Genomic DNA, 23,514 nt, shown 5'->3' with positions numbered 1-23,514 from the left:
ACAGACTCATGGCGCTATACGTACAAAAGTTTGGTGGGACCTCGGTGGGCACCGTCGAGCGGATCAAGGCGGTCGCGGAGAAGGTCAAACGCTTCCGTGACGACGGTCATCAGATCGTGGTGGTGGTCTCCGCGATGAGCGGCGAAACCAATCGCCTGATCGATCTCGCCAGCCAGATCAACGAGGACCCCACCCCGCGCGAAATGGACATGCTGGTCTCCACCGGCGAGCAGGTCACCATCTCGCTGCTGGCCATGGCCCTGCATCAGCTGGGCGTACCGGCCACTTCCTACACCGGGGCGCAGGTGGGTATCCGCACCGACAGCGCGCACACCAAGGCGCGTATCCAGCGCATTGAGACCGACGACCTCAAGGAAGATCTGGCCGAGGGTCAGGTCGTCGTGGTCGCCGGTTTCCAGGGGGTCGACGAAGAGGGCAACATCACCACCCTCGGTCGCGGCGGCTCCGACACCACCGGCGTGGCGCTGGCCGCGGCTCTGGGCGCCGACGAGTGCCAGATCTACACCGACGTCGACGGGGTCTACACCACCGACCCGCGGGTCTGCTCCAAGGCGCAGCGCCTGGAGCGCATCACCGTCGAGGAGATGATCGAGCTGGCCAGTCTCGGCTCCAAGGTGCTGCAGATCCGTTCGGTGGAGTTCGCCGGCAAATACAATGTACCGCTTCGCGTGCTGTCGAGCTTCGAGGAAGGGCCCGGCACGCTGATCGTGGCAGACGAGGAAATCGAATCGATGGAAGAACCGCTGATCTCCGGTATCGCCTTCACCGCCAACGAAGCCAAGCTGACGCTGCTCAACACCCCCGACGTTCCCGGGGTCGCGTCGCGCATTCTCGGCCCGATCGCCGATGCCAATATCGAAGTCGACATGATCGTGCAGAACGTGGCGCCGACCGGCGACTACACCGACTTCACCTTCACCGTGGGCAAGGGCGACTACAAGCAGACCATGCGCATCCTGCAGGATGACGTCATCCCGGCACTGGGCGGCGGTGAGCTGCGCGGCGACGACAACATCGCCAAGGTCTCGCTGGTCGGCGTGGGCATGCGTTCGCACGCCGGTGTGGCGTCCAAGATGTTCCGCGTGCTGGCCGAGGAGAACATCAATATCCGCATGGTCTCGACCTCCGAAATCAAGATCTCCGTGGTCATCGACGAGAAGACGATGGAACTCGCCGTGCGCGCGCTCCACACCGCCTTCGGCCTCGACAAAGACAGCATCCAAAGCGAATAACCGAATAAACCTTCAAGAATGTCTCAGGCGTTCTACGCTTAGGGTGAGTTGGACGAAGTGAAAGGAAGCGAGCGCTTCTTCAACGTAGCCGAGGGTTGTCATGGAACGGCGTCATTGGCCTGGTAGGCCTTATGACGCATAATCGCTCCTCGGGCGGTGAGCGACCGCCGCAAGCGGCCCGAGAGCGTGACCCGAGAATGGAAGAAGGCCCTGAGAAGGAGATCAGACAATGCTCATCCTGACCCGTCGAGTGGGAGAGACTCTCATGATCGGCGACGATATCACCGTCACCGTCCTGGGAGTGAAAGGGAATCAGGTGCGCATCGGCGTCAATGCGCCCAAGGATGTGGCCGTCCATCGCGAAGAGATCTATCAGCGCATCCAGCGTGAGAAATCCGAAGACGAAGATGGCGGTCCCGGCGTATAGCGCAGCGCGCATACTGGAACCGTCTGGGCTGGTGAAGTCGTCCCCTTTATCGGCTCGGGCTCGTCTCGGAACACTCCTCGACGCTCTCTATCCCACGCTACGCCTCGCCTCTCGCGGTAACCCGTTCATCCTTTGAGGTTTTTTTGGAAAAAAGTTTGGGCTTCGACTGGACAAGCCCCGGCGAAATGGGTAACCTACGCGCCGTCGATCAGGGAGAGGTGGCCGAGTGGCTGAAGGCGCTCCCCTGCTAAGGGAGTATGGGGTTTATAGCCTCATCGAGGGTTCGAATCCCTCCCTCTCCGCCATTGACCTTTGGGTTCGACCCGAGAGTCACGGCAAGGATCGACAAACGCAGCGATAGCTCAGGCATCGCCTGCGACTCGCGACAGAGTCAGTGACAAGCGCCCGTAGCTCAGCTGGATAGAGTACCTGACTACGAATCAGGTGGTCGGAGGTTCGAATCCTCCCGGGCGCGCCACTCACTTGAAGCAGTGTCGCGCAGCAGTACCAGAGACCTGACGTCTCGAACGATTTCAAGCGCCCGTAGCTCAGCTGGATAGAGTACCTGACTACGAATCAGGTGGTCGGAGGTTCGAATCCTCCCGGGCGCGCCATACAGATGACACCCGCATGCTTCGGCATGCGGGTGTTTTCGTTTGCGTGTCGCGCAGCATCTGCAAGCGCATGGCGGGAAGCGCCGAGGAGGTCGCGCCGGCAAGGCGGGCGGCCAACGTGGCGGGTGCCCGCCAGCGTCTTATACCAGCGCCGTGGCCGGGGCGGGTTCGCTCAGCGCCGGCTGTGCCAGGCCGGCCAGCAGCGGCGCCAGCGCGGTCTCCCGGCGCAGCGCGGTGAAACGCGCGGCGGCCTCGGCGTCGCGTCCGCGCATGATGTTGAGCCACTGCTTGAGCAGCGCGACGATGAATTTCTCCGCCATGCCCGCTGCCTGCTTGCGCGCGGCGTAGCGGCACAGCACCTCGGCGCGGGCCGCCCAGGGCGTCGTCGCCAGGCGCTCGCCGCCGCTCGCCTGCCAGTGGCGGATGCGGCGCGCCAGCCAGGGGTCGGCGAGCATGCCGCGGCCGAGCATGACGTCGGCGCAGCCGGAGAGCGTCCGCGCCTGCCAGTACGCCTCGAGCGTCCAGATATCGCCGTTGACCACCACCGGTACGTCGACGGCGGCGCGAATCCTGGCGACCCACTCCCAGTGCGCCGGCGGGCGGTAACCCTCGCGCCGGGTGCGCGCATGCACCACCAGCTCGTGGGCACCGCCGTCCTCGGCGGCCAGCGCGCAGGCCAGCGCCACCCGGCGGTCGTCGAAGCCCAGGCGCAGCTTGGCGCTCACCGTGGCGCCACGAGCGGCAGCCACTTCGGCGACTGCCGCCACCGCCCGCGCCACGCGCGCCGGCGTACGCAGCAGCGAGGCGCCGCCATCGTGGCGATTGACCGTCTTGGCCGGGCAGCCGAAGTTGAGATCGAGCCGGGTGGCGCCCAGGGCGATCGCCTGCTCGGCATTGGCGGCCAGGGCGGCCGGGTCGGAGCCGAGCAGCTGCAGCGTCACCGGGGTCGCGGTCGGGGTCTGTGGCCCCGCTGCATCGGCCTCGGCCAGCTCCGGGCAGTGGCGCAGGAAGACCCGCGGTGGCAGACGCGCATCGACCACGCGCACGAACTCGGTGACGCACCAGTCCAGCGCGCCATCGGCGCTGAGCAGCGCCCGGGTATCGGCGTCGATCACGCCCTCCATGGGCGCCAGACCGAGACGCCCGCGCGGGGTGGCATCCATGGGAGCATCGGTGGCGGCGTGAGAGGGGGCGGAAAAGGGGTGTCGTGCCATGTGGCCTCCAAGGATCTGGCGGGCGCTAAACTAGCACAACCGTGGCGGTATGCCATGCCCCGATGAAGCGCCCCCGGCGGGCGGGTCGAGCCGGGGGCGCGGCGCTCAGCGGGCGGCGGCGCGGTGTCTGTCGCGCAGCACCCGGCGCACGCTGAACGCCACCGAGAGTGCGGCCAGCACCAGCAGCGCCAGCGAGATCGGGCGGGTGAAGAACAGCGTCCAGCTCTCGTCGGCCATCAGCGCACGGCGCAGGTTGGTCTCGGCGATCGGCCCCAGGATCACCCCCAGCACCAGCGGCGCCAGCGGATAGTCGAGCTTGGCCAGCAGATAGCCGAACAGCCCCACCCCGATCAGCAGATAGAGATCGGTCACCCGGTTGTTGAGCGCCAGTGCGCCCACCGCGCAGCACACCAGCACCACCGGCACGATGATCGACTTGGGAATCTCGGTGATACGCAAGAACCAGCGCAGGCTGAGCAGGCAGAACACCAGCACCATGCCGGCGGCGAGGAACATCGCCAGGAACATGCCGTAGACCAGGTCGGGGTTGTCCATGATCAGCCGCGGCCCGACGCTGATCCCCTGCACCATCAGCGCCGCCATCAGTACCGCATCCACCGCGCTGCCGGGGATCCCCAGTGCGATCATCGGGATCAGCCCGCCGCCGGCGGTGGCGGAGTTGCCCGACTCCGAGGCGACCACGCCGTCGGCGATCCCGGTGCCGAAGCGCTCCGGGGTCTTGGAGGCGCGCTTTGCCTGGTCGTAGGCGATCAGATTGGCGATGCTGCCCCCGGCGCCGGGGACCGCGCCGATCACCACCCCCACCAGCGACGAGCGCAGCAGGTTGAGCGGGCGCGACAGCACCTCGCGCATCACCACCAGCGGCCTGACCGTGAGGCGCCCCTGGATCAGCGCCTGGCCCTGGCGCAGCTCGTCCGGGTTTTCCACCTCGCCGGCGAGCTGGCTGACCGCGAAGATCCCGATCAGCACCACCAGAAAGGGCAGGCCCGCGGCGAGCAGGTCGAGATCGAAGGTGAAGCGCGGCACGCCCATCATCGGATCGGGCCCCACGGTCGCCACGAACAGCCCCAGCAGGCTCATCATCAGCCCCTTGAGAATCGAGCGGCCGACCAGGCTGGCGACCACGGTGATGGCGAACAGGATCAGCGAGAAGTACTCCCACGGCCCCAGCTTGACCGCGATCAGCGCCAGCGGCGGGGCCGCCACGATCAGCACCAGGGCGCTGATCAGCGCGCCGAAGAACGAGGCCCAGATGCCCAGGCCCAGGGCGCGGCCGGGCTCGCCGCCGCGGGCCATGGGGTAGGCGTCGAAGGTGGTCGCCACCGACGAGGGGGTGCCGGGGATACCCAGCAGGGCGGCACTGATCAGCCCGCCGGAGCAGCCGCCGACATACACCGCCAGCATCGTCGCCACGCCCTGCAGCGGCGGCATGCTGAAGGTCACCGGCAGCGTCAGCACGATCGCCATGGTCACGGTGAAGCCGGGGATGGCGGCGGCGATCACCCCGGCGACGACGCCGATCAGCATGCTGATCAGGGTCGCCAGCGAAAACAGCTGTTCCACGCTCGACAGCAGAGCATCGGTCATTGGCATGCGCGTGTCTCTCGTTGTCGGGCTACCAAAGCCGCCCGGCGGGTAGCGGGATCTGGAAGACCTGGCCGAACAGCAGATGGAGGCCCAGACCAAAGGCCACCGCGACCACTGCCGCCACCAGCAGGCGTCGCCCGCGCCGGGCGCCGAGCAGCCACTGCACCGCGAGCAGGAAGCTCAGCGAGGCGAGCGGAAAGCCGAGCCACGGCATCGCCAGCGCATAGAGCGCGAACGCCGCCAGGGTGGCGAAGGCCAACCGCCGCTGATAGAGCCAGGCGAGAGTGCCCCCGCCGCGTGGGGCGTGGCCCAGCGCCATGGCTGCCTGCAGCGCCAAAGCCAGGTTGAACAGGATCAACGCGCCCAGCACCAGGCGCGGAAAGGCGCCCGCGCCCAGCGGCTCCCACATCGATGACGGCAGCTCGCCGGCATCGATGAACAGCGCCGTGAACAGCGCGGCCAGGGCAAGATTGAACAGCAGGTTGGCCAGCACCGCGCCACGGGTGCCGTCGGCCGCCGGCCCAGTGGGGGCGGCGGCCGATGGATTGTCGGCGCTCATCGGGCCAGCTTGCCGGAGAGACGCTGGACGGTGTCGTCGACCTCGGCCAGGTAGTCGGCGTAGGCGCCAGGGCCCATGAAATCGACCCCGGCGCCGAGCGCGCGCATCTTGTCGATGAAAGCGGGGGCTTTCGACATCGCCTCGAAGTCCGCCGCCAGCGTCTCCACCTTGGCCGGGTCGATCCCCTTGGGGGCGACGATGCCACGGTTGATGCTCAGCTTGAGGCCGGGATAGCCGAGCTCCTTGAAGGTGGGCACGTCCGGAGTCTGTGCCGGCCGCTGGGGGGTGCCCACGGCGAGAAAGCGCAGGTCGCCGTTGTCGACGAAGCCCAGCGAGGAGGAGATATCGCCGATCGCGGCGTCGATATGACCGCCCACCAGGCCGCGGATGCGCGCCCCGGTGCCTTCATAGCCGACGTAGCGGAAGGATGTGCCGATGGCGTCCTCGATCATCGCGCCGTGGACGTGGGGAATGCCGCCGAGGGTGGCACCGAAGCGCACCTTGCCGGGGTTGGCCTTGGCGTAGGCGGCGAAGTCGGCAAAGGTCTCCCAGCCGCTATCGGCGTTGACCACCAGATACTGGGGCGACGAGGCCAGCGAGGCGATCGGCTGGAAATCGTCCCAGTCGAGCGGGGTGAGCCCGGTGGCGTGGGCCGCCATCAGCCCCTCGTGGATCTGACCCAGGGTATAGCCGTCGGGCGCTTTCTGGGCCAGTGCCTTCAGCCCCAGGGTGCCGCTGACCCCGGGCATGTTGATCACCGGCAGCGGCTGGCCGAGGTACTGCTCGGCGGCGTTGGAGATCACGCGCATCAAGGCATCGCTGCCGCCGCCGGGTGACCACGGCACGATGAATTCGATCGCATGATCTGGGTAGTCGTCGGCCTGGGCGGCGGGGCTGGCGCCGAGCATGCCCAGTCCTAGCGAGCCCAGTCCCAATCCGGTGACGAGAGAGGCGATGGCGGCGCTGGCGCGGAAGCGCCGGCGCGCACCGGCGGAGGTCTTGATCGGTCGAGTGAACATCGAATCGTCCTTTATTGGCATTGGAATGGCGTCGAATGTCGTCTAGCGCAGATTGTCGTTGTAGACCGGTGCGCGTGCTGCGATCACCGGGGCGGCCGGGTCAGCCGAGCAGTAGTCCTCCATAGATGAGTCCGAGCAGCACCGCCCAGATCGGGTGAAGCTTGAAGCGCCACAGCAGCAGCGTGGCCGCGGCGCCGATGATCGCCACGTGCAGCCAGCCGGCGTTGTCCACGCCTTCGGCGGCGAACGACCATGTGAGATAGGCCATCAGCACCATGATCACCGGGCGCACCCACTGGCTCATCGACTTCACCTTGATCGAGTCGCGGTAGCGGTAGAGGGTGCCCAGCGCCACCAGCATCAAAAGCAGCGACGGCGCCACGGTGGCGAAGGTGGCGATCGCGCTGCCACCGATGCCGGCGACGTCATAGCCGATATAGCCGGCCATCTTGGTGGCGATCGGGCTGGGTAGGGTATTGCCCAGTGCCAGGGTCTCGGCGAACTGCTGCGAGGTCATCCAGCCGTAGCGGCCGACTACCTCGTTCTCGATCAGTGGGATGATCGCCGGGCCGCCGCCGTAGCCGACGATGTTGGGGATGAAGAACGCCAGAAACAGCTCCCAATAGATCATGAGCTGGCCTCCTTGCGCCGCCGGTTACGCTCCGGGCGCAGCAGCGCCGCGATCAGGATGGCGCCGATCACCAGGCCCGGATGGATGTCGAGCCCGTAGATCAGCCCGCCGGCGACCGCGCCCATGATCAGGCTGGCGATCCAGCCCAGCGCGCCCCGGGACTTCTGCCAGAAGTCCCAGGTCAGCTGCGCCATCATCACCATCACCACCGGCACCACGCCCTGGCTCATGCCCTCGATCCAGCGCTGGTCGCGGTAGCGGGTGAACAGCCCCAGCAGCGCCACCATGGCCACGATGCAGGGCAGGATCTGGGCCAGCACGGCGATCACGCAGCCGCCGAGGCCGCCGACCCGATAGCCGATATAGCCGGCCATCTTGGTCGCGATCGGCCCCGGCAGGGTGTTGCCGATGGCCAGCACGTCGCCGAATTCGGCGTCATCCATCCACGCGTAGCGGGTGACCACTTCGGCCCGCACCAGCGGGATCATCGAAGGACCACCGCCGAAGCCGAGCAGGCCGACGCGCAGGAAGGCGAGAAACAGTTGCCACTGGGTGCGTATGCCCTGAGTCCGCATGGTCATAGCACCGCGATGCTGGAGTCGGTGCGCGGCTCGGTGCCGCCGCAGTAGACCCCGGTGTCGGGGTGGCGCAGGATGATCTGGCCGCGGCCGTAGCTGGTGCTGTCGATCGCCAGCGAGACCTGATGGCCGCGCGCGGCCATGTCACGCACCAGATGCAGCGGATAGCCGGGCTCGATACCCACCTGACGCTCGCCCATCCACTGCCAGCGCGGGGCGTCCAGCGCTGCCTGCGGGTTGAGCCCGTAGTCGATCAGATTCATCACCACCTGCATATGTCCCTGTGGCTGCATGAAGCCGCCCATCACCCCGAACGGCCCCAGGCCGATACCGTCGCGGCTGATAAAGCCGGGAATGATGGTGTGGAAGGTGCGCTTGCCGGGGGCGAGCACGTTGACGTGGTCGGCATCGAGGCTGAAGCCGTGGCCGCGGTTCTGCAGCGAGATACCGGTGTCCGGCACCACCACGCCGGAGCCGAAGCCGTGATAGTTGCTCTGGATGTAGGAGACCATGTTGCCGTCGGCGTCCGCGGTGGCCAGATAGACCGTGCCGCCGGCCTGGGGCTGGCCCGGCTCGGGGTCGATGGCGGTGGCGCCGATCAGGCGCCGGCGGGTGTCGGCGTAGGCGTCGCTGAGCAGTGCCGCCACGCTGGTGCGCATGTGGCCGCCATCGGTGATGTGGTGGTGGCCGTCGGTATAGGCGAGCTTCATCGCCTCGATCTGGCGGTGCAGCAGCTCGGGATCGTCGCGCACGCTGGGGTCGAAGCCCTCCATCATCCGCAGTGCCATCAGCGCCACCATGCCCTGGCCGTTGGGCGGAATCTCCCACACCTGGTAGCCGCGATAGTCGGCGGCGATCGGCTCGACCCACTCCGGGGTGTAGCCGGCCAGATCCTCGGCGCGCAGATAGCCGCCGGTCCGGCGCGAGAAGGCGTCGATGGTCTGCGCCAGGGCACCGCGGTAGAAGCTCTCGCAGTGGCTCTCGGCCAGCGCTTCCAGGGTGCGCGCCTGGGCCTCGTTGCGATGCAGCTCGCCGGGGTGTGGGGCACGGCCCAGGGGCGCGAAGGCGTCGAGCCACGGCGCCACCGCGGGATCGTCGGCGCGGGCGCGGAACTCGCCTTCGGCACGCTGCCACAGGGCGCTGATCACCGGTGATACCGGGAAACCCTCGCGGGCGATGCGGATCGCCGGTGCCAGCAGGGTGGCGAAGTCGAGCTTGCCGAAGCGCTGCGACAGGGTTGCCCAGGCCGCCGGCGTGCCCGGCACCGTGACCGGCGTCCAGCCGTGCAGCGGCATCTCGCTGTGGCCCGCCGCGCGCACCGCCTCCGGGGTCAGGGCGGCGGGCGCATGGCCGCTGGCGTTGAGGCCGTGGAGCTGACCGCGGCCACCTTCGCTTGCCATCCACACCAGCGCGAAGGCGTCACCGCCGATGCCGTTGCCGCTGGGCTCGACCACGCTCAGCACCGCGGCGGTGGCGATCGCAGCATCCACGGCGTTGCCGCCCTGGGCCAGCATGTCGCGCCCCGCCTGGCTGGCCTGGGGCTGCGAAGCGGCGACCATGCCGCGCTGGGAGTAGGTCGCGCTGCGGCGCGAGGGGTAGGGGTTGTTGTGGTCGAAGGCGAGGCTCATGGCGGTGATCCCGAAGGTTCTTGTCGTTGAGGTTCGTAACCCTGGCGTTGGCACCGCGAGGTGCTGCGGTGGTGCGAGCACGTGGTCGACACGGGGTACGATCGGTTATGCTGAAAAAATCGATTTTTACTATGACGTCGATTTTGTACGAGGGTCAAGCGCTACCGGGCCGAGGAGTACGCCATGGATCGACAGCAGGACACCGCATGAGCATGAGACAGGCGCCGACCAGGGCGCTGGATGCCACCACCGCGGCGAGTCAGGTCTACGCCGCGCTCAAGCGTGATCTGATTCGCGGACGCTTCGTCGCCGGCGAGAAGCTCGCGATCAGCCATCTCCGGGAGACCTATGCGGTGGGCCTGAGCCCGCTGCGCGAGGCGCTCAACCGCCTCGCCGCCTACGGGCTGCTGGCGCAGGAGAACCAGCGCGGCTTTCGCGTGCCGGCGCTGAAGCGCCGCGAGCTCGACGATATCGCCGGGCTGCGCCAGCAGTTCGAGGTCCAGGCTCTGGAGGCGGCGTTGCGCCATGGTGATGCCCAGTGGGAGGCGGAGCTGCTGGCGGCCTTTCACCGACTCAAGCGCGCCGACGAGCAGCCCGATGCGCTCGAACACTGGGAACAGATGCATCTGCAGTTCCATCGGCGCCTGCTCGAACCCTGCGGCTCGGTGTGGCTCTTGCGCTTCATCGAGCAGTTGCATGACCAGTTCGATCGCTACCGGCGCATGGCCCCGGCGCATCAGGATCTTCGCGCCCAGCTCGACGTGCAGCACGCCGAGCTGGTGGAGCTGGCGCTGGCGCGGGGGATCGCCGCGGCGCGTGAGCTGATCCACGCGCATATCCAGCTCTCCTACGATGTGGCCAAAAGCGCCTGCAGCGAATGAACGGGCGCCCATGGCAAATATGGGCGCGTGCGGCGAGTGAATGAACGTCTGTGGCAAATACGGGCGCCTGCAGCGAGTGAACGGGCGCCCGCAGCGAGTCGATGAACGCCGCCTACTCGTCGAGGCACTCCAGCTCGCCCCGCAGACGCTGCGCCAGCAGCGCCAGATCGAGACTGTCGTCGGCGGGCCAGGCCAGCGTCAGGGTGACGCCCTGGCCGTCGTAGTCGGCGGCGTCCACCGGGACCTCGTGGGCCTGCAACCAGTGGCGCGCCTGGGCTTCGAGGGCGAAACCGACACGCACCCGGCGCTGCATGCGCTCGGTGAATTCGCGCCGTGGCAGGCTTTCCAATGCTTGGGTCACCGCCTGGGTATAGGCGCGCACCAGGCCACCGGTGCCCAATTTAATGCCGCCGAAGTAGCGCGTGACGACCACCGCGACCTGGCCCAGGCCGCTGCCCTCCAGGGCCTGGAACATCGGCCGGCCGGCGGTGCCGCCGGGCTCGCCGTCGTCGGAGAAGCCGATCGCCACCTGCTCGCCGGGGGCGCCGGCGATGAAGGCGGAGCAGTGGTGGCTGGCATCGGGGTAGGTGGCGCGTGCCTCGTTCAGCAGGCGGTCGAAGGCGGCGGCGTCCGGGGCATGGGCGACCCAGGCGATGAAGCGACTCTTGTCGATCTCGAGGCTGTGGCTGTGGATCGCCCCTGGCGCAAGCGCGGGAATCGCATAGCGCATCAGGCCGCCTGGGGCGGATTACGCATGACACCCATCACCAGCCCGAGCACCTGCACGTCCTCGTTCTTGAGAAAGATCGGCGCCATGGTGTCGTTGGCCGGCTGCAGGCGCACGCCGGATTTCTCGATGAACAGCTTCTTCAAGGTCACTTCCTGGTTGTTGATCAGGACCACCGCGGTCTCGCCATTCTCGGCGGATTCGTAGCGCTCGATGATGATGATGTCGCCATCGAAGATATTGCAGTCGATCATCGAGTCGCCGCGCACGCGCAGGGCATAGGTGTTGCGCCGCACCAGCTGGGCGGGCACCTGGACGGTGGCGTCGTCCAGGCACGCCTCCATCGGCAGGCCGGCGGCGACCTGGCCCAGCAGCGGAATCTCGACCAAGTCGGTGGCGTCCACCGACTCCCAGTGGCCGTCGATCAGGGGCAGGTGGGGCTGGCGCTGCAGAAAGCTCGGTGCGGAATTTGTCATCGTCTTCTCCCGAGGAAACGGCTTCATCATAGCAAGCCGGCGGTGGGCGGCAAGGCGCGCCGACGGCGGCCGGGCTGGATATCGCCCACGCGGTGGCTTAGGCTCTGCCGATTCGTTTCGCGGTGCGCTGAGCGCCCATTTCCAAACCCTATGACGGTGGGCGCCGGGGACAGGGCAAAGCGAGGGTCCTTTGCCAGGGATGGCAAAGGTAGCGCCCAGGGAAGGGTTCACAGCGCCCTCGCGACGCCCTGCCGCCGGATAAGCCCCTGTCGTCTAGCGGTTGTGAAAGGTGTTCGTATTCAAGGAGTCGTGCAGTCGGCATGCGCCTCAAGTCGATCAAACTGGCGGGTTTCAAATCGTTCGTCGATCCGGTCACGGTACCGTTCGACGGCAACATGACCGCGATCGTCGGCCCCAACGGCTGCGGCAAGTCCAATGTCATCGATGCGGTGCGCTGGGTCATGGGGGAGTCCTCGGCCAAGACCCTGCGCGGCGAGTCGATGACCGACGTCATCTTCAACGGCTCCAGCGGCCGTGCGCCGGTGGGTCAGGCCTCCATCGAACTGCTCTTCGACAACCGCGACGGCAGCCTCGGCGGCGCCTACGCCGACTACGCCGAGATCGCGGTCAAGCGCCAGGTCACCCGCGACGCCCAGTCGAGCTACTTCCTCAACGGCCAGAAGTGCCGCCGCCGCGATATCGCCGATATCTTCCTCGGCACCGGCCTGGGTCCGCGCTCCTACGCCATCATCGGCCAGGGCATGATCTCGCGCCTGGTCGAGGCGCGGCCGGAAGAGCTGCGCACCACCCTCGAAGAAGCGGCCGGTATCTCCAAGTACAAGGAGCGCCGACGCGAGACCGAGAACCGCCTGCGGCGTACCCAGGAGAACATCGAGCGCCTCGACGACATCCGCGAGGAGCTCGACAAGCAGCTCGAACGGCTCAAGCGCCAGGCCGATGCCGCGCGCCGCTACCGCACCCTGAAAGAAGAAGAGCATCGCCTGCGCGGCGAGCTGGCGCTGCTGCGCGAGCGCGCGCTGCGCAGTCAGCAGCGCGAGGAGGCGGCGCGGGTCGCCGAGTACGAGACCCAGGTCGAGCGCGAGGTGCTTGGCCTGCGCCAGTGCGAGACCCGTCTGGTCGAGGGGCGTGAGCAGCACGACGAGATCGCCGCCGAACTGGAGCAGCATCAGGCTGCTTTCTATCAGACCGGGGCCGACATTGCGCGCCTGGAGCAGTCGCTAGAACACGTGCGTCAGCGCGACCAACAGCTCGCCGCCGATCTCGACGCCGCCCGCCGCGAGCGCGAGTCGCTGGCGGCGCTGGCGGGCGAGGACGACGCCCGCGGCGAGGCCCTCGCCGAACGCCTCGAAGCGCTGGCACCGGAGGCGGAACTGGCCGACGAGACGCTGCTGACGCTGGCACAGAGCCTGGAAGAGGCCGAAGCCGAGGCCGAGGCGCACCAGGCCGAGTGGGAGCGCATCGAGCAGCAGGCCGGCGACAGCCGCCACCGCGCCGAGCGCGAGCAGGAGGCGATCCAGCGCCTGGAGCGCCAGAGCGAGGAGCTGGTGGGCGAGATCGAGCGCCGCCAGCAGCAGCTTGCAGCGCTGCCCGATGTCAGCGCGCTCGAGGCCGAGCGGGACGAGCTGCAGGCGGCGCTGGCGATCTTAGACGAGCGCCAGGAGACCCTGACGATCCGGCGTGAAGCGCGCCAGGAGGAGCGTGAGCAGGCGCGTGAGGCGCTCGCCTCGGCCCAGCGTGAGCGCGATGCCCTGCGCGAGCGCCACCATCGCGCCCAGGGCGAGATCGCCTCGCTGGAGGCGCTGATCGAAGCCGCGCTGGCGGATGACGACAGCGCCCTTACCGAGCAGCTGGCAGCGCACGCGCTGGACACTGCCCCCCGGCTTGCCGAGTGCCTCGAGGTGGAGACGGGCTGGGAGCGCTGCGTGAGCTGGGTGCTGGCGCCCTGGCTCAAGGCGCGGGTCGCCGATCTGACGCCGGCACGGGAAGCGCTGGAACAGCTGGCCAGCGGCGAGCTGCCGCTGGTCGCCCCGGGGGCATCGGCCGCGCCGGCGCCGGCGGATTCGCTCGCGGCCAAGGCCCGCGGCAGCGCGGCGCTGGGCGCCCTGCTGGGAGGCGTGCGCTGCGTCGACGATCACGCCAGCGCCTGGGCCGCACAGCCCGCGCTCGCCCCCGGCGAGAGCGTGATCACCGCCGACGGGCTGTGGCTCGGCCATGGCTGGGTGCGTCGGCTGGGCGCGCAGGACGCCCAGGGCGACAGTGTGCTGCTGCAGCGTCAGCGGCGCGAGGCACTGGCCGTCCAGGTAGCGGAGATCGACCAGCGCCTGGCGGCGCTGACGGAGAGCCTCGAGGCGGGCGAGGCGGCGATCGAGGAGAGCGAGCGCGGGCTGGAAGCGCTGCGTCAGGCCGAGCTCGACCTCTCGCGTGAGCGCCAGCAGCAGGCCACGCGGCTTGCCACCCTGGAGAGCCGGCTCGAGCACAGCACCGCGCGGGCCGCCGAACTCGCCGCCGAGAGCGAGGCGCGTCAGGCGCGCCTGGAAGAGACCCGCGAGACGCTGGAAGAGACCCGCGAGCGCTGGCAGCAGGCGCTGGCCGAGGTCGAGGCGGGTACCGGGCAGCGTGCCGCCATCGACGCCACCCGCCAGCAGGCGCGGGAGCGTCTGGCCGAGCTGCGCCGTCAGCAGCAGCAGGCGGGGCAGCGCCAGCAGCAACTGGCGCTGGAGCGCCAGCGGCTCGAGACCCAGCGCGGTGAACTGGCGCAGCAGGCGCAGCGCAGCCGCACCCAACTGGCCGCGCTGGAAGAGCGCTGTGCGGGGTTGGCGGCCGAACGCGAGCGCCTCAACCAGCCCGATGACGACCAGCAGCAGCGCCTGGCCGAGCTGCTCGAGCGGCGCAGCCAGCAAGAGAGTGCCCTCAATCAGTGTCGTGACCGCGCCAACCAGCTCGGCGAGATGCTGCGCCAGAGCGAGCTCCAGCGCCAGCAGCACGAGCGCGATCTGGAAGGGCTGCGCACGCGCCTGCAGGAGGGGCGCATGCAGCTCCAGGCGCTGGCGCTCAAGGCCGATGCCCAGGCCGAGCAGCTCGCCGAACAGCAGCACGACGCCGAGGCCCTGGGTGCTGCGCTCGACCCCAACGCCACCGAGTCGGCGTGGCAGACCCGGCTCGAGGAGACCGGTGAACGCATCCGCCGGTTGGGCGCGATCAACCTGGCGGCGATCGAGGAGTACGACCAGCAGGCCGAGCGCCGCGACTACCTCGAGGCCCAGCACGCCGAACTCAGCGAGGCGATCGAGACCCTGGAGCGGGCGATCCGGCGCATCGATCAGGAGACCCGCACCCGGTTCAAGCAGACTTTCGAGCAAGTCAATCAGGGCCTGATGGCGCTTTTCCCCCGAGTCTTCGGCGGCGGGGCCGCGTGGTTGACCCTGACCGGGGAGGATTTGCTGGAGACCGGGGTGGCCATCATGGCGCGTCCGCCGGGCAAGAAAAACAGCACCATTCATCTGCTCTCCGGCGGCGAAAAGGCACTGACCGCACTGTCGCTGGTGTTTGCCATCTTCCAGCTCAATCCGGCGCCTTTTTGCATGCTCGACGAAGTCGACGCGCCGCTGGACGATGCCAATGTGGGGCGCTACGCGAAACTGGTGAAGGAGATGTCCGAGAGCGTGCAGTTCATCTTCATCACCCACAACAAGATTGCCATGGAGGCCGCCGAACGATTGATGGGGGTGACCATGCAGGAGCCAGGTGTCTCACGCCTGGTCGCTGTCGGGGTCGACGAGGCGGCGTCGATGGCAGAGGCGTCCTGAGTTTGCCCGAAATAGCCAAAGCGGCTATCGGCGTAATAGGATGTCGAGCATTAGGGAAAATTGAAGGGCGGTTGCTGGCGGGCAAAAACTTTACTTGACAATGAAAAAAAGTCGCCCATTTTAGGAAAATCACGCTATGCTAGAGCCCACATGCCGCAAGCATGTTGTCCTCTACCCGCATAGTGGCACCGCGAACAGGCAAGACGACCCATGGAACTAAGAGAGTGGCTGATCATCCTGGGGCTGGTTTTGGTGGCGACCATCGTGATCGATGGCTTCCGCCGTCTACAGCGCCAACGTCGTGTTCCGCGCCTTGACCAGGCGATGGAATCCAGCGGAAACGACGCCGAATCCCACGTGGATCCGGAAGAGGAGGCCCGTGCGGCCGAGATCAACTGGGAATTGCCCAATGGAGGGGCACGTGTCGTCCGGCCGGCGACGTTCGAGCGCAGCAGTGATGGCGCCGAACCCATCCGCCCGGCCGAGCCCAAGCGTCAGGAGCGGATTCCCGACGACCAGATAAAGAGCAGCGTGTTCGGCCGCTACAAGTCGCGTACCTCGTTCGCCGACATGCAGGAGAACGTCAAGAGCGCGATGAAGGCCGGCGCCAAGCGGGTTAGCGACTCTGCCCATCGCCTGGGTCAGAAACGCGACGATGCCGCCGCCGCTCGGGCACATGAGCGGGCGCACGAAGAGCCGCGCCTGTCCGCCGCCGAGGCTGGCGGCGACGCGCGCGCCGAGACCCCCGAAGTCCGCGTCAACGCCGACACGCCGCATCTCGACCCCTCGCGTCTGCAGATCACCGCGCTGACGCCGGCCGGCGGGATGCCGGCGTCGAGTGAAGCGCCAGCGGCGGCCGTGGATGAAGCCGAGCTGCACGGCGCGGCCGATGCGCCGACCTTCGATCAGGCAGCCTTCGATCGAGCGGCTTTCGACCAAGCACCCCGGGATGACGCGCCGCGGCGCGACGTGGTCACCACGCATCCGGCGGTGGAGCGTGCCAAGCGCCATCACGTCAGCGCTGCGCGGGCCCGTGAGACGCTCTCGAATGCCGAGGAAGTCATCGTCATCAGCGTGCTGGCGCGGACCGAAGAAGGGTTCGACGGCACCACGCTGCTCAACCTGATGCTGGCCTGTGGTCTGCGCTTCAGCGAGATGGGCATTTTCCACCGCTACGAGACCGAGGCGGACGACAGCGAGCTGCAGTTCTCGATGGTCAACGTGCTCAAGCCGGGCGTGTTCGATCTCGACAAGATGGACGAGATCGTCACCCCGGGGGTTACCTTCCTGATGCCGCTGCCCGGCGCCAACGACACCGCCGCGGCGTTCGAGGCGATGCTCGAGACCGCGATGGTGCTGGTGCGTCATCTGGGCGGCGAGCTCAAGGACGAAAACCACAGCGTGATGACCGCGCAGACGATCGAATTCGCCCGCCAGCGGGTGCAGGAGTTCGAGCGTCGCCACCGGCTGCATCGCTATCAGGCCAACTGATACGGCCTGACGCCGAACGCGGTAGCGGTATCGATGACGGGGCCTTCGGGCCCCGTCGTCGTTGGTGGGCCCTGCCTGCGGGATGGCCCCTGCACGTACCGGCAGTGGTGTCACCGATAGCGTTCATCGATGGCGTTCGGCCTGCCCGCTGCCTTCCGCTACAATGCCACCACCCTGTCAGCGATCGAACCGGACGCCATGAGCCAGACCCCCAAGCGGCGCAGGAGCGCGCCGCGACCCTGCGTCAGCAGCTCGAAGACGCCAACTACCACTACTACGTCGAGGACGCGCCGCAGCTCACCGATGCCGAGTACGACCAGCGCCTGCGTGAACTGCAGACGCTGGAAGCCGAGTATCCCGAGCTTGCGACCCCCGACTCGCCGACCCAGCGAGTCGGTGCCAAGCCCGCTGCAAAGTTCGAGGAGGTTGAACATTCGGTTCCCATGCTCTCCCTCAACAACGCACTAGACGAGACGGAGCTGCATGAATTCATCGAGCGCACTGCCATCAGATTGGAGCGCAGCGCCGATGCCATTGAGTTCTGTTGCGAGCCCAAACTTGATGGTTTGGCAGTCTCGCTGGTTTATGAGAACGGGCGTCTGGTTCGGGGGGCGACACGAGGGGACGGTCAGACCGGCGAGGATGTGACCCAGAACCTTCGGACTTTGCGCTCTATTCCTCTAGAGCTGAAGGGTAGCGACTACCCTGACCTATTCGAGGTTCGTGGTGAAGTCTATATGCGCCACTCCGGGTTTGAGGCGCTCAATGCTCGCGCCCGTGAGGATGGCAGCAAGATTTTTGCCAACCCGCGCAACGCCGCCGCCGGCAGCCTGCGACAGCTAGACCCCAAGATTGCTGCAAGACGCCCTCTGGAGTTCTGCGCTTACCAGTGGGTGGCTCGTGACGCTGCCAGTATTGCCAACATTGATGCCTCACATAGTGAGCAGATGCGCTGGCTCAGGTCTTGGGGTTTCCCTACCAGCGAGCTATTGGAAGTCGTGAGTGGGCCAGAGGGTGCTATTGGCTACTGCCGTCAGTTGGGTTCGCAGCGTGAGTCGCTCGACTACGATATCGACGGCGCGGTACTGAAAGTAAATAGTTTGCGCGATCAGCGTGAGCTGGGCTTCGTCTCGCGCGCGCCGCGCTGGGCGATCGCCTTCAAGTACCCCGCCCAAGAGCAGGTCACGCGGCTGCTCGACGTCGAGTTCCAGGTCGGGCGTACCGGCAAGCTGACCCCGGTGGCCAAGCTCGAGCCGGTGCAGGTGGCCGGGGTCACCGTCTCCAACGCCACCCTGCACAACATGGATCAGATCGCGCGGCTGGATCTGCGTATCGGCGACAGCGTGAGGATCTATCGCGCCGGCGACGTGATCCCCAAGGTGGTCGAGGTAGCGCGCGAGCAGCGTCCGGCGGATGGCCGCGAGATCGTGCTGCCGGAGAGCTGCCCGGTGTGCGGCTCGCGGGTCGAGAAGCTCGACGGCGAGGTCGACGCGCGCTGCTCTGGCGGGCTCTACTGCCCGGCCCAGCGCAAGGAGGCGCTCAAGCACTTCGCCAGCCGCCGCGCGTTGGATATCGACGGCCTGGGCGAGAAACTGATCGACCTGCTGGTCGAGCGCGAGTGGGTCGAGACCCCCGCCGATCTGTTTCGACTCGAAGCCGCACGTCTCGCCGAGCTGCCGCGGCTGGCAGAGAAGTCCGCCAACAATCTGGTCAACGCCCTGGAGACGGCCAAGCAGACGACGCTTGCGCGCTTCATCTATGCCATCGGCATCCGCGAGGTGGGCGAGACCACCGCAGCCAATCTGGCGCGCCATTTCGGCAGTCTGGAGGCGCTGCGCCACGCCGAGCTGGAGGCGCTGGAAGCGGTCGCCGACGTCGGCCCGGTGGTGGCCCACCACGTGCACACCTTCTTCCGTCAGCCCCATAACCAGCAGACGCTGGACGATCTGATCGCCGTCGGCGTGACCTGGGACGAAGAAGAGATCGGCGAGCGTCCGCAGCCGCTGGCGGGGCAGACCTGGGTGCTCACCGGCAGCCTGGAGAGCATGACCCGCGACGACGGCAAGGCGCGCCTGCAGGCGTTGGGGGCCAAGGTCGCAGGCAGCGTCTCCAAGAAGACCACCGCGGTGGTCGCCGGCGAGGCGGCGGGGAGCAAGCTGGAGAAGGCCATGCAGCTCGGAGTCGAGGTGATCGACGAGGCCACCTTCATCCAGCGCCTGGCCGAGTGGGAGGGGGAGAATGAGTCGTTTCGTCGAAGTCCCCCACCGCATGCTGCCGGCGGAGACGCTGGACGCGCTGCTCGAGACCTTCGTCACCCGTCAGGGCTACGACACCACCGATGTCGCCAGCGACATGCACGACTGGGTGCGCGAGCTGCGGCGCCAGCTCGAACGCGGCGAGCTCTTGATCGTTCACGACTTGCAGACCGAATCGACCGAGGTGATGACGCTGGCCCAGTGGCAGAGCTTCGGCCGCGCGGTGGCCGATGACGAAGAGGAAGGCGACTGGTAGCCACCCGGCGTGTGACTGCAAGCCATAAACGACAACGGCGCCCGCAGGCGCCGTTGTCGTGTGGCGGGCTTCAACGAGTCAGGTGAAGAACAGCGGCACCACGATGCTCGAGATCAGCAGAATCAGTGCGCCACCGAGGCGCGAGGAGATCTGCGCGAACGGCATCAACTGCATGCGCTTGGCCGCGGAGAGCACGGCGACATCGCCGGTGCCGCCCATGTTGGCCATGCACAGGCCGGCGGTGATCGCCGACTCGATCGGGTAGAAGCCGACCAGCTTGCCCACCAGCCCGGCGCCGAAGGCTGCACCGGCGACCACCGCGAAGACGATCAGCACATAGGTGATCGAGATCGCGTCGATGACCTGGCCGAGGTCGGTGTAAGCGATGCCGATACCGAACAGCAGGGCGAAGGTCCAGTTCTTGGCGACGAACTTGAACCACTGCGAGGCGGCCTCGTTGACCGATTCCGGCACCAGGTTGGCGATCTTGAGCACGGCGACCAAGACGATCATCAGCGCATAGGGGTGCAGCGGGATGAAGTCGCCCAGGATCTCACCGGCGACGAAGAAGGTCAGCGCCGCGACCAGGCCGATACCCAGCTTGGAGAGATCGGGTTTGCTCTCGCGCTCTTCGATCTCCACGCCCGGCATCATCTGACCGTTGCCGGTCAGGCTCGGCATGCGGTTGGCCAGGCCGTTGAGCAGGCCGGCGATGATAATGGCGAAGACGTTGCCCAGCGCCAACGCCGGCACCAGGATCGAGATGTAGTAGCTCGCCGGCTGGCCCAGCAGCTGCTCGTAGATCTGGCTCATCGGCACCGCGCCGGCGCCCATGCCGCCGCCCATGATCGGCAGGGTGATCACCACCACCGCGTCCTGGGGCGAGAAGCCCAGCAGCCAGCCCACCGCCACCGCGAACAGCGCCGCGAACAGCACCGCACAGACCAGCGGCAGGGCGTAGCGCGAGCCGACCTTGACCAGCACCTTGGAGTCCATGCCCAGGATGCTGCCGGTGATCAGCGCGGCGATGTAGAAGTTGAGAAAGCCGCCGCTCTTCATGAACTGGGTGACATTGTCGGTGACATCGGCGGGCAACCAGTTGACGTAGACCAGCGCCGCGGCGCCGAAGATGGCGAGAATCGCGCCACCGCCGAGATAGCTCTTGATGATCGGCAGGCGGTCACCGAGAAAGCCGAGCAGCTCGCCGAAGATCATCATCACCAGCAGGGCGCCGATCATGCCGGTGGGGATCGTGTCCGTGGCGATGGCGGCGATCAGCACCAGCGCGGCGATGGCGAACAGCGGTAGCGGAATGCCGAAGATCGGCGTCGACAGCCAGTGGCGCGGTCGGGCCGACTCGGCGTGAGCGTTTTGCGTCACGGTTGCGGTCATGGTTCACTCCCAGGATTGCGCGCCCTGCCGGGCGGGTAGGCGGCAGGATAAGAAGCCAGGCCGCGGCGGCCAAACTTTCTGAAGTTAACTAAGCCTTAATAAAATATTGAAAGGGAGCGGCGGGGTGCTGGCACAAAGTGCCGGGCTGGGGAATACCCCCTTGGTCTAAAACTTCAGCCTCGAGCCGTGATGCCGGATCACGCTCCCCGATATGCGCGTGCTGCCCTCGGATAACCCTCGTGAAACGACTGCGTCTCAGTGCCCAGATCTTCATACTCGTCGCCAGCATGATCGTGCTGACACTGGGGGTGGCCTTTCTGCTGTTCGACTATCAGCTCAAGGAGAACCTCGAACGCGCCCAGGGTGAGCGGGTGATGGGGCTGGCGGCGGTGCTCGCCGACCGCAGCGACATTCGCCGCGCGCTCGAGGCCACGCCGATCGTCCACGATGCAGGCTCGGCGCTGCGCCGGCACATCGAAGTCCTGCGCGAGCGTCTGGGAGTCGACTTCATCACCGTGATGGATCGCGACCACCTGCGTCTGACCCACCCCGACCCCAACGAGGTCGGGCGTCACTTCCGCGGTGGCGACGAGGGGCCGGCGCTGGCGGGGGAGTCCTATGTGTCGCGTTCCGAGGGTACGCTCGGGGTGAGTATCCGCGGCTTCGCCCCGGTGCGCGCCGCCGATGGCCAGGTGATCGGCGCGGTGGCCACCGGCGTCACTCTCTCCCGGGTCGGGCTGCTGCTGGCCGAGAAACGCCAGGTGGTGCTGTTGGGCACGCTGCTGCTGATGCTCGTCGGCGGTCTCGGCGCCTGGTGGCTGGCGCGCTATATCAAGCGCATCCTGCTCGGCTTCGAGCCGCATCAGATCTCGCAGTGGGTGCAGGAGCGCCAGGCGCTGCTGGCCTCGCTCCACGAGGGCGTGCTGGCGATCGACGCCGGCGGTGAACTGAGCCTGATCAACCCGGCGGCGCGTGAGCTGCTGGCGCCGGTGGGGGCGGCGCCCGCCACCGGTGTGCCCGCCGCTACCCTGGCTCAACTGTTCGGCGACGGTACCCCGGCGATCAACCAGCGCCTGACCCTCAACGGCCGCGCGCTGATCGTCAACCGGGTGCAGATCCGGGCGCCGGCCCGGCCCCGCCGACGTGGGCGCGTGGTGGCCGCGGAGAGTGGTGCAGAGAGTGGTGCAGAGAGTGGCGCGAAGCGCGTCGACGAGACCCGCAGCGGTGGCAGCGTGGTGACCCTGCGCGATCGCAGCGAGGTCAATCGCCTGGCCGAGGAACTGACCGGGGTCAGCCGCTACGCCCAGGCGCTGCGCGCCTCCACCCACGAGTTCAAGAACCGCCTGCATGTGATCCTGGGGCTGGTCCAGCTGCGCGACCTGGGGCGCCTGGAGCGCTATCTGCACGAACTCGACGATACCCTGATCGCCCCCGCCGCGGAGCGCGTCTCCGGGGTCAAGGACCCGGTACTGGCGGGCTTTCTGCTGGCCAAGGGCAGCGAAGCGCGGGAGCGCCGGATCGAGCTCGAGGTCGAGCTGGAGAGCGATATCCCGGCGGCGGCCGAGGAGGAGGTGTGCCACCTGCTGGTGACGATCATCGGCAACCTGCTGGAGAACGCCTTCGAAGCCGTCGCCGGACGCGATGAGCGCCAGGTCACCCTGACGCTGGGGCTGGATGCCGGGGCGCTGTCGCTGCACGTCGCCGACAGCGGCTGCGGCATGGACGCGGGCCAGCGCGGCGCGGTACTCGAACAGGGGGTGTCGACCAAGGGCGAGGGGCGTGGCTATGGTTTGGCCATGGTGCGGGCCCATATCGACTCCCGCGGTGGCCATCTGGCGATCTATTCCACGCCCGGACGTGGCACCCTGGTCGAGGTGACATTACCCTACGCGGTGGCCCCATCCTGGATTACCGACGGAGTGACATGAGCATGCGTGTACTGGTGGTAGAAGACGACCCGATGGTCATGCGGCTCAACGTCGAGTTCCTCAATCGTATCGAGGGCGCCAGCCTGGTCGCCCAGTGCGAGGATCTGCCCGCCGCGCGAGACGTACTGCAGCGCGAGTCGGTGGATCTGCTGCTGCTGGATGTCTTTCTGCGCGAGCATAACGGCCTGGCGCTGGTGCGCGAGCTGCGCCGCCAGGCGCGCGACATCCAGATCATCCTGATCACCGCCGCCTCGGAGATGGAGACGGTGCGCGAGGCCAAGCATCTGGGGGTCGACGACTATCTGGTCAAGCCGTTCGAGTTCCAGCGCTTCCAGGAGGCGCTGAGCCACTGCCTGGATACCCACCGGCGGCTGGCCGGGTTGCCGGCGCGCGCCCATCAGCGCGACGTCGATGCGCTTTTCCGCCGCGACAGCGCCGCGGTGGCGCCGCCTCAGCGTCCCGGCGACCTGCCCAAGGGGCTCACTCTCAACTCGCTGTCGCAGGTGGCGCGCGCCGCCGCCGAGCACCACGAGGCGACCTTCACCACCGAGGCGCTGAGCGAGGATACCGGGATGTCGCGGGTCTCGGTGCGCAAGTACCTCAAGCACCTGGTCGATCAGGGCGTGCTCGAAGAGTCCTTCCACTACGGCCATATCGGCCGCCCCTCGTTCACCTACCGCTGTCTCGACGCCGAGGCGCTGGCGCGGCTGGGCGGTACGCCGACCGCCTGAGCGGCTGCTTCATCACCGC

18 protein-coding genes, 3 tRNA genes and 1 pseudogene are annotated in these 23,514 nt (G+C 67.5%); 12 read left to right on the top strand and 10 right to left on the bottom strand.

The features are described from left to right. Positions 1-8: 8 nt before the first annotated feature. From QO259_RS14070 to QO259_RS14050, 5 genes are all read left to right on the top strand, one after another. A complete protein-coding gene (locus QO259_RS14070) occupies positions 9-1,253 on the top strand; it encodes an aspartate kinase (protein WP_035475539.1) in 1,245 nt (414 codons plus the stop codon). A gap of 229 nt (positions 1,254-1,482) precedes the next feature. Next, positions 1,483-1,680 carry a carbon storage regulator CsrA gene (gene csrA / locus QO259_RS14065; RefSeq protein WP_035475538.1) on the top strand — a complete coding sequence of 66 codons (198 nt, stop codon included), beginning with the start codon at positions 1,483-1,485 and terminating at the stop codon, positions 1,678-1,680. Positions 1,681-1,892: 212 nt separating this feature from the next. After that, a tRNA-Ser gene (locus QO259_RS14060) sits at positions 1,893-1,985 on the top strand. Positions 1,986-2,081: 96 nt separating this feature from the next. Then, positions 2,082-2,158 (top strand) — tRNA-Arg (locus tag QO259_RS14055). 59 nt (positions 2,159-2,217) lie between these two features. After that, positions 2,218-2,294, top strand: a tRNA-Arg gene (locus QO259_RS14050). A 140-nt stretch (positions 2,295-2,434) separates the two neighbouring features. Here QO259_RS14050 and QO259_RS14045 read toward each other — a convergent pair. The 7 genes from QO259_RS14045 to QO259_RS14015 all read right to left on the bottom strand — a co-directional run bounded on the left by QO259_RS14045 (position 2,435) and on the right by QO259_RS14015 (position 9,531). After that, entirely contained in the window at positions 2,435-3,418 is a 984-nt protein-coding gene (locus QO259_RS14045) for a tRNA dihydrouridine synthase (RefSeq protein WP_285952782.1), read from the bottom strand. Positions 3,419-3,613: 195 nt separating this feature from the next. Continuing rightward, on the bottom strand, positions 3,614-5,122 hold the full coding sequence (locus tag QO259_RS14040) for a tripartite tricarboxylate transporter permease (RefSeq protein WP_285950426.1): 1,509 nt from the start codon (positions 5,120-5,122) through the stop codon (positions 3,614-3,616). Positions 5,123-5,144: 22 nt separating this feature from the next. Then, positions 5,145-5,675 carry a tripartite tricarboxylate transporter TctB family protein gene (locus QO259_RS14035; RefSeq protein ID WP_285950425.1) on the bottom strand — a complete coding sequence of 177 codons (531 nt, stop codon included), beginning with the start codon at positions 5,673-5,675 and terminating at the stop codon, positions 5,145-5,147. Continuing rightward, the gene (locus tag QO259_RS14030; RefSeq protein WP_285950424.1) at positions 5,672-6,694 is read right to left on the bottom strand and encodes a Bug family tripartite tricarboxylate transporter substrate binding protein; all 1,023 of its coding nucleotides are present in this window, start codon (positions 6,692-6,694) and stop codon (positions 5,672-5,674) included. The genes QO259_RS14035 and QO259_RS14030 overlap by 4 nt, the downstream gene beginning before the upstream one ends. A 100-nt stretch (positions 6,695-6,794) precedes the next feature. Then, on the bottom strand, positions 6,795-7,325 hold the full coding sequence (locus QO259_RS14025; protein ID WP_035472583.1) for a chromate transporter: 531 nt from the start codon (positions 7,323-7,325) through the stop codon (positions 6,795-6,797). Next, positions 7,322-7,900: a chromate transporter gene (locus tag QO259_RS14020; protein WP_285952781.1), complete on the bottom strand. Its 579-nt coding sequence runs from the start codon at positions 7,898-7,900 to the stop codon at positions 7,322-7,324. The genes QO259_RS14025 and QO259_RS14020 overlap by 4 nt, the downstream gene beginning before the upstream one ends. Positions 7,901-7,902: 2 nt before the next feature. Beyond that, a complete protein-coding gene (locus tag QO259_RS14015; RefSeq protein ID WP_285950423.1) occupies positions 7,903-9,531 on the bottom strand; it encodes a gamma-glutamyltransferase family protein in 1,629 nt (542 codons plus the stop codon). A gap of 212 nt (positions 9,532-9,743) precedes the next feature. Between QO259_RS14015 and QO259_RS14010 the strand changes: the two genes are divergently transcribed. Further along, positions 9,744-10,412: a GntR family transcriptional regulator gene (locus QO259_RS14010; RefSeq protein ID WP_502949152.1), complete on the top strand. Its 669-nt coding sequence runs from the start codon at positions 9,744-9,746 to the stop codon at positions 10,410-10,412. Positions 10,413-10,524: 112 nt separating this feature from the next. Here the strand turns inward: QO259_RS14010 and QO259_RS14005 are convergent, their stop codons facing one another. After that, positions 10,525-11,142, bottom strand: a complete 618-nt coding sequence (locus tag QO259_RS14005) for an IMPACT family protein (RefSeq protein ID WP_285950421.1) — start codon at positions 11,140-11,142, stop codon at positions 10,525-10,527. Next, positions 11,142-11,615 carry a LexA family protein gene (locus QO259_RS14000; protein ID WP_106419501.1) on the bottom strand — a complete coding sequence of 158 codons (474 nt, stop codon included), beginning with the start codon at positions 11,613-11,615 and terminating at the stop codon, positions 11,142-11,144. The genes QO259_RS14005 and QO259_RS14000 overlap by 1 nt, the downstream gene beginning before the upstream one ends. 320 nt (positions 11,616-11,935) lie before the next feature. On the opposite strand from QO259_RS14000, the gene smc reads away from it, so the two are divergent. From smc to QO259_RS13980, 4 genes and pseudogenes are all read left to right on the top strand, one after another. After that, positions 11,936-15,442 carry a chromosome segregation protein SMC gene (smc, locus tag QO259_RS13995; RefSeq protein WP_285950420.1) on the top strand — a complete coding sequence of 1,169 codons (3,507 nt, stop codon included), beginning with the start codon at positions 11,936-11,938 and terminating at the stop codon, positions 15,440-15,442. A 210-nt stretch (positions 15,443-15,652) separates the two neighbouring features. Next, positions 15,653-16,933 carry a cell division protein ZipA gene (zipA, locus tag QO259_RS13990; RefSeq protein WP_285950419.1) on the top strand — a complete coding sequence of 427 codons (1,281 nt, stop codon included), beginning with the start codon at positions 15,653-15,655 and terminating at the stop codon, positions 16,931-16,933. Between the two features lie 104 nt (positions 16,934-17,037). Next, positions 17,038-19,164 (top strand): annotated as a pseudogene (gene ligA / locus QO259_RS13985) (NAD-dependent DNA ligase LigA); the annotation flags it as partial. A gap of 7 nt (positions 19,165-19,171) precedes the next feature. Further along, positions 19,172-19,444 carry a YheU family protein gene (locus QO259_RS13980; protein WP_035476976.1) on the top strand — a complete coding sequence of 91 codons (273 nt, stop codon included), beginning with the start codon at positions 19,172-19,174 and terminating at the stop codon, positions 19,442-19,444. A gap of 78 nt (positions 19,445-19,522) precedes the next feature. Here QO259_RS13980 and QO259_RS13975 read toward each other — a convergent pair whose 3' ends face one another. Beyond that, positions 19,523-20,836, bottom strand: a complete 1,314-nt coding sequence (locus tag QO259_RS13975; RefSeq protein ID WP_035476978.1) for a 2-hydroxycarboxylate transporter family protein — start codon at positions 20,834-20,836, stop codon at positions 19,523-19,525. A gap of 239 nt (positions 20,837-21,075) precedes the next feature. Between QO259_RS13975 and QO259_RS13970 the strand changes: the two genes are divergently transcribed. Both QO259_RS13970 and QO259_RS13965 read left to right on the top strand, forming a co-directional pair. Then, positions 21,076-22,764, top strand: a complete 1,689-nt coding sequence (locus tag QO259_RS13970; RefSeq protein WP_285950418.1) for an ATP-binding protein — start codon at positions 21,076-21,078, stop codon at positions 22,762-22,764. Further along, positions 22,761-23,495, top strand: coding sequence for a response regulator (locus QO259_RS13965; protein WP_233076571.1), 735 nt, complete (start codon positions 22,761-22,763; stop codon positions 23,493-23,495). The genes QO259_RS13970 and QO259_RS13965 overlap by 4 nt, the downstream gene beginning before the upstream one ends. The last annotated feature ends 19 nt before the right edge of the window (positions 23,496-23,514 follow it).

This window comes from Salinicola sp. JS01 (assembly GCF_030284585.1).
Lineage (GTDB): Bacteria > Pseudomonadota > Gammaproteobacteria > Pseudomonadales > Halomonadaceae > Salinicola.
The sequence above is the reverse complement of the archived record's forward strand: the minus strand, read 5'-3'. Positions and strand labels throughout refer to the sequence as shown.

Bases quoted from the DNA above. Each gene is read 5' to 3' on its own strand.
- QO259_RS14070 (WP_035475539.1), top strand. From the start codon at position 9: ATGGCGCTATACGTACAAAAGTTTGGTGGGACCTCGGTGGGCACCGTC.
- QO259_RS13980 (WP_035476976.1), top strand. From the start codon at position 19,172: ATGAGTCGTTTCGTCGAAGTCCCCCACCGCATGCTGCCGGCGGAGACG.
- QO259_RS14000 (WP_106419501.1), bottom strand. From the start codon at position 11,615: ATGACAAATTCCGCACCGAGCTTTCTGCAGCGCCAGCCCCACCTGCCC.
- smc (WP_285950420.1), top strand. From the start codon at position 11,936: ATGCGCCTCAAGTCGATCAAACTGGCGGGTTTCAAATCGTTCGTCGAT.
- QO259_RS14020 (WP_285952781.1), bottom strand. From the start codon at position 7,900: ATGCGGACTCAGGGCATACGCACCCAGTGGCAACTGTTTCTCGCCTTC.
- QO259_RS14010 (WP_502949152.1), top strand. From the start codon at position 9,744: ATGAGACAGGCGCCGACCAGGGCGCTGGATGCCACCACCGCGGCGAGT.
- QO259_RS14045 (WP_285952782.1), bottom strand. From the start codon at position 3,418: ATGGAGGGCGTGATCGACGCCGATACCCGGGCGCTGCTCAGCGCCGAT.
- QO259_RS13975 (WP_035476978.1), bottom strand. From the start codon at position 20,836: ATGACCGCAACCGTGACGCAAAACGCTCACGCCGAGTCGGCCCGACCG.
- QO259_RS14005 (WP_285950421.1), bottom strand. From the start codon at position 11,142: ATGCGCTATGCGATTCCCGCGCTTGCGCCAGGGGCGATCCACAGCCAC.
- QO259_RS13965 (WP_233076571.1), top strand. From the start codon at position 22,761: ATGAGCATGCGTGTACTGGTGGTAGAAGACGACCCGATGGTCATGCGG.
- QO259_RS14015 (WP_285950423.1), bottom strand. From the start codon at position 9,531: ATGAGCCTCGCCTTCGACCACAACAACCCCTACCCCTCGCGCCGCAGC.
- QO259_RS14025 (WP_035472583.1), bottom strand. From the start codon at position 7,325: ATGATCTATTGGGAGCTGTTTCTGGCGTTCTTCATCCCCAACATCGTC.
- QO259_RS14040 (WP_285950426.1), bottom strand. From the start codon at position 5,122: ATGCCAATGACCGATGCTCTGCTGTCGAGCGTGGAACAGCTGTTTTCG.
- csrA (WP_035475538.1), top strand. From the start codon at position 1,483: ATGCTCATCCTGACCCGTCGAGTGGGAGAGACTCTCATGATCGGCGAC.
- zipA (WP_285950419.1), top strand. From the start codon at position 15,653: ATGGAACTAAGAGAGTGGCTGATCATCCTGGGGCTGGTTTTGGTGGCG.
- QO259_RS14035 (WP_285950425.1), bottom strand. From the start codon at position 5,675: ATGAGCGCCGACAATCCATCGGCCGCCGCCCCCACTGGGCCGGCGGCC.
- QO259_RS14030 (WP_285950424.1), bottom strand. From the start codon at position 6,694: ATGTTCACTCGACCGATCAAGACCTCCGCCGGTGCGCGCCGGCGCTTC.